Annotated in this window: 6 protein-coding genes; 2 read left to right on the top strand and 4 right to left on the bottom strand. The window is 65.2% G+C overall.

The annotated features are described in order from the left end of the window. Positions 1–18: 18 nt before the first annotated feature. The 4 genes from B4K74_RS03470 to B4K74_RS03455 are packed head-to-tail and all read right to left on the bottom strand — an operon-like array spanning position 19 to position 3,557. The gene (locus B4K74_RS03470; protein ID WP_286691767.1) at positions 19–1,179 is read right to left on the bottom strand and encodes a putative 2OG-Fe(II) oxygenase; all 1,161 of its coding nucleotides are present in this window, start codon (positions 1,177–1,179) and stop codon (positions 19–21) included. Positions 1,180–1,200: 21 nt separating this feature from the next. Next, complete coding sequence (locus B4K74_RS03465) at positions 1,201–1,689, bottom strand: lasso peptide biosynthesis B2 protein (RefSeq protein ID WP_286691766.1); 489 nt, start codon at positions 1,687–1,689, stop codon at positions 1,201–1,203. A 36-nt stretch (positions 1,690–1,725) separates the two neighbouring features. Continuing rightward, positions 1,726–2,727 carry a hypothetical protein gene (locus tag B4K74_RS03460; RefSeq protein ID WP_286691765.1) on the bottom strand — a complete coding sequence of 334 codons (1,002 nt, stop codon included), beginning with the start codon at positions 2,725–2,727 and terminating at the stop codon, positions 1,726–1,728. A gap of 2 nt (positions 2,728–2,729) precedes the next feature. Further along, positions 2,730–3,557 carry a class I SAM-dependent methyltransferase gene (locus B4K74_RS03455; RefSeq protein WP_286691764.1) on the bottom strand — a complete coding sequence of 276 codons (828 nt, stop codon included), beginning with the start codon at positions 3,555–3,557 and terminating at the stop codon, positions 2,730–2,732. Positions 3,558–3,883: 326 nt separating this feature from the next. Here B4K74_RS03455 and B4K74_RS13480 point away from each other — a divergent pair, with 326 nt between their 5' ends. After that, entirely contained in the window at positions 3,884–4,456 is a 573-nt protein-coding gene (locus tag B4K74_RS13480; protein ID WP_341196340.1) for a 2OG-Fe(II) oxygenase, read from the top strand. After that, positions 4,453–4,736: hypothetical protein (locus B4K74_RS03445; RefSeq protein ID WP_286691762.1), on the top strand; the 284-nt coding region annotated here is incomplete at its 3' end. The genes B4K74_RS13480 and B4K74_RS03445, both read left to right, overlap by 4 nt.

Raw genomic sequence — 4,736 nt, 5'->3', positions numbered from 1 at the left:
AGCTTATGAGTCCAGAACCTAGGCCCAGACCGGGGTCAGATCGGCCGCGGTCGAGATGCGCGGCTCGCGCGTACCGGTGGGAATGACGTCATGGAACATGTGCGACGGGATCAGCGTCAGCCACCCTGCGCGTGGCTTCAGCCAGGCTCGATTCCAGCATGGCTCGAAATCGGGAAGGATCTGGTCGCACCCGCCGAGTTCCAGCGCACCGGCCCGGGTATTGTCGTCCCGCACGCTGTCGGGGACCTGGACATGGTAGATCGCGGTGAGATAGCCGGCCTGGTGCATATGCTGGCGGTTGCTGGCATCAGCGGTGAGAACCGTGGAGATGCTCACCAGCCTCGCCATGGTCGGACGCCGCGCGCCTTCCAGTCCGAACCATTCCGGTTGCAACGCCGCGCGTTCTAGCTCGGTCCGAATGAACACTCCCAGCGCCCGCCACGCCGGCTGGCTGGTCGCGCGCGGCGTCGTATTCAGCTGGAAATCGGCGCTATCGGGAGTCGTCGGCGGATCGGCGATGACCTCGGCCGCAAGGCGACGGTTGAACGAGTCGATACCCCCGAACTCCGCCGGTGGCTCAAAGGGGATGCGCCGGGGCTGCCGCTCCGGATTCATGATCGCCAGGGCGGCGTCGCGCTGTCCGACGGCGCTCAGTGCCGCCGCGCGCCAGGCGAGGCCGACCGCGGTATCACTATAGGCGAGCGGTAGGTCTTCCAGATCGTCAAGCCAGAGGTCGCGTTGACGCTCGGTCCGCAGGGCAAACAGCCTCTGCATTGCCGCAATATCGAAGCCCGGAAGGTCGAGCGCCAGGCGATACGCGACGAGCGCGGCGTCAAGCCGGTTCTGAGCCGCCAGCAGATTGCCCCAGACCCGCGCAATGTTCGCCCGTGGCTGCCGCTCCAGGCCGATGCGGCAGACCAACATCGCGGCCTCGACATCGCCCGTGTGAGCCCGAACCCGGGCGAGCTCGGCCCATGCCTCGAACCCATTCGGGTCAGCGGTCAGGCTCGCCTCCAGCGCGGCAAGCGCCTTGCGTGGCCGGCGCAGACGTTCGTGGAGCACGCCGATGCTGGCAAGCAGCCGCGGAGAACCCGGTTGCCGCGCGAGCGCGGCCTCTGCCAGCTCGAGCTGAACGGAATAGGGAATGCGGCCTTTAGGACTGTCCTGCCAATCGATCATGCGTCCACGTCCCGTGCGCAATCAGGGATAACGGCGGTCAGGTGCAACAAAACAGGCGACGACACCGTACGTCCCGAAATTGCCGCGCCCGCCGGTAATGACCACCGGCCCGCATTGCAGCCAGGCATGCGCGAGCAGCTCGCCTTCCCATTCGGGCACAAATGTTGAGGCTCCAAAATAGGCGGCATAGGGAACCCGCAGCAGGCGGCAAAGGCTTACGCCTGCGATGGCCTGGGGCAGACAGTCCGATCTGAGCGGCATGCATCGGGCGGCAAAGCCGATCGCGCGTGCGATCAATACCGCCTTGCCCAACTCCTTCGGCGAGCCGACCGGCGCCAGGGCTGCCGGGCCCAGATTTCGACCAAGCAGCGGGGTGATCCGTCGGAAAGGGGCGACCGCGACGATGATCGACGCCGTTCCGATCAGAAACCAGGCGATGGGGATCAAGGCGATCAGGGATGTCGGCAGTTGCGAGGCCGACCGGCACTTTCTCAGCAGCATCGTTTCCATCGTCACCGCCAGACCGGAGTCACTCTTCGCCTGCGACTAGCAGGGTCCCGCCGACTGCGATAGGGGCCAGCCCACGGCGAGCCCCATGCGGCGCACATGGTTTGAAAGCGACAGATCGGCCCCGTCGATACGACGGATCTCCGTTGGCGGGGCCGGCATGGGTACCGTTCCGAGCAACTGGTAGTTCCGGTCGAGAAAGCAGACCTCTCCCATCAACCGGTCGCGGACATCGCGTTCGGCAAAGGCCGAGCCACCGACGACAATCTGTTCGGCACCGACCGACAGGCCGCGGGTCATCAGGTCCGTGACCTTCACCCGCAGCCCGTTGGACCCCACCACCTCTCCGGCGAACGACCCGCAGGAAAGCAGCGTCCCGTCCTCGAGCACTGCCAGACCGTGGCACCCTGAACCCGCCAGCGGGCGCTTCTCGATCAGGCGCCAGCCGGCGTCGAGGATAGCCACCTCGCTGCACAGTCCCGTGTGCCCCGCGCCATTGTGGAGAAGCACCAGACGGTGCTCCCCGCTGGCGATGAGGGAGTTGATGTGGGCGTACCCGTTCGCCCAGTCCCGCGCGTCGGCCAGCGGGATCGGCCGATAATCATGCGCAGCCCCGTCTCGATCAATCGCAACGATATGCTGACGGTAGGTGTTCGCAACGAAAAGGATGTCTCCGATCAGGTCGATCTGGTGACACCCGTTGTCGAGGCCCTCCACAAAGACCTCCGCTGCCACGATCTCCGTGCCCTCCCGGCGCAGCCGAACAATGCGGCCGAGGCGGCTGGACGCGCTCGGCCGGTCACAGGCCTCAAAGGCGAAGACGGTGTTCCCCTCCACAGTAAGCCCGAAAAACTGTCCCTGGGCGATCAAACGATGGCCGTCGCGCCCAACGGCGAACAGCCCGCGACGGGTCGAGACCAGATGATCGCATCCTCCCAGGTCGCGGCAGGCGAGACGAACCCGGCGTTCACCGTACGCCCGGCGCGCAAGCGCTTCTCTCAGGATACGGCGGCTCGCCAGTTGGCGGGTTTGCTCGACCATAGCTAGCGATCCGCGTCGCAGGACCGTGGTGCGGGCGTTGGCGTTTGCGTTGGCGCTGCATGTTCACTCGCGCTTGGGTCTCTCGTCCGCGAGAATATCCGCGCGATCAACTGCGGCGACGCCAGCCGCACACCGGTTGGGTCAAAACGCGGTCCCTTCGCCGGGGCGAACCCGTGCGTCACGACGGCCGTCAGCGGCAATCCTTCCAGCGCATCTTCAACCCGGTACAGGGCGTGCTCGACGACGAGAAGGCCTCCGGGGGTCAGCTGGGAAGCGAGAAACCGCACCGACGCAGCGAAGCGTTCAAATGGGTAAAAGCGGCTGATGTCAAGCATGTGTCGTCCCTCTACCTCATGCGGACGACGCGTGAACACGGCCATGCAAAAGATCGCGTCGAAGGGTCCATGGGCCTCGACGACCTCGTCCTTCGATGGAATGAAGAAGGTTTCGCCCTCCATGCCCAGTTCGCGACACGCCCGCAGCAGGCTAGCATTGATCTCGGCACCGACGATCACCGCGTCCGGGAAGTATCGGCGCAAGCTCTGGACCTCTTCGCCCGACGAGCATCCGAATGAGAGAATTCGCACAGGTGCGCGGTAGCCCAGCAGCTTTTGCGCCGCGGAGAAGAGGGTTGGGTACCTTTCGGGAAATGTGAGGCTGTTGTCTTGATGCATACGCGAGGGAAACGACAACCGCGTCACCAGTTCAGACCACGCGCGGGGTTCCCGGAACAGGCGGACCACATCTCCGGCTCGCGCCAACCCAGCGGCTGCAGGCACGCTGTGGCGTTCCGCCACCCGTCCCACCCAGGCTTTGACTTCTGAAATCATTCGGACACGTCTTCGAAATCTCCAGCCAAGGTCAACTCAATTGTCTCTCCGGGCAGGCGTAGGGGCTTTTTGCGCGATGTCCATCCGGGCCACGCCAGTCGCTTTCGCCAACTTCGGGGTGGCGTGGGCCGCTCGCCAGGTTCATTGACCGTTTCCGCCGCGCTGGAAAGCTCGCTTCAGCGCGACGGGATGGTGGAACGGGACAATTGATCATTGCAAGGCCGGCACGACTTCTGGACAGTCCGCTCTGTCGCTTGACGGCTCCGCCACATCGGTCATACCCCGCCCATGGACACCGCCTCTTGAGCACTCCCTGTCTTGGTCCGATGGGCGCGACAATCCCGGACGTTGTTGACGCCCGGGCGGAATTCACCCGCTCGCGCACCTTGGTGTGTCCAGATCTTCTGGAGCCCGGACTCCTCCGGGCGATCATTGGCGCCTGCAACCGCGCCGCCTTCGCCCCCGACCATGTCGAACATCTGGGCCATCGCGAGGTGGAACGTCCGCCTGTGGCCGGAACTGCCCTGCTGCTGGCCTTGCGACGCCCGCCGGTCTTTCGCTGGCTTGAGGCGTTGAGCGACTGCGGACCCATCACAGGCGTCGAGGGCAGGATCGTCCGGACCCATGTCCGCGCCGGCGACGAACTGGCCTGGCATGACGACCTGAACGGTGCGGTGAAGCGCCGACTGGGCATCACGATTGGATTGGGCGAAGCGCCGTATAGGGGCGGATTGTTCGAAATGCGCAGTCGCCCCGACGGAGAAACCTTGATCCGGTTCAAACACGACCGCCCGGGCACAGCCCTGATCTTCGAAGTGTCGCAGCGCTGCGAACATCGCGTCCATCCCCTGTCGTCGGGCGGTCCGAGGCGCGTATTCACCGGCTGGTTCGTGGGATGAAGAACGGTATCTACGCTCTCGCGGCGCTCGACGGGGCACCGCTTCAAACGCTGGACAAGGCGGTCCTGTTCAACGACCGAGCCGGCGCAGACTCTGGCTCGGGGTTTTGTGTTCGCGCAGAGGACGCGCGGCCTGACGCGATTGATCAGCACCGATCCAACGGGCGGGTCGACGTCTTCCTCGGCCATCTGGACGAGCCCACCCGACTTGAGCAGGCCCTGGGTCTTCCCGAGAAGTCTCGTGCGGCGGCAATCGCCGCCGCGGGACACGAGCGATGGGG

This window comes from Brevundimonas sp. UBA2503, from assembly GCF_002341485.1.
In the GTDB taxonomy this organism is placed as follows: Bacteria; Pseudomonadota; Alphaproteobacteria; order Caulobacterales; family Caulobacteraceae; genus Brevundimonas; species Brevundimonas halotolerans.
The sequence above is the reverse complement of the archived record's forward strand: the minus strand, read 5'-3'. Positions and strand labels throughout refer to the sequence as shown.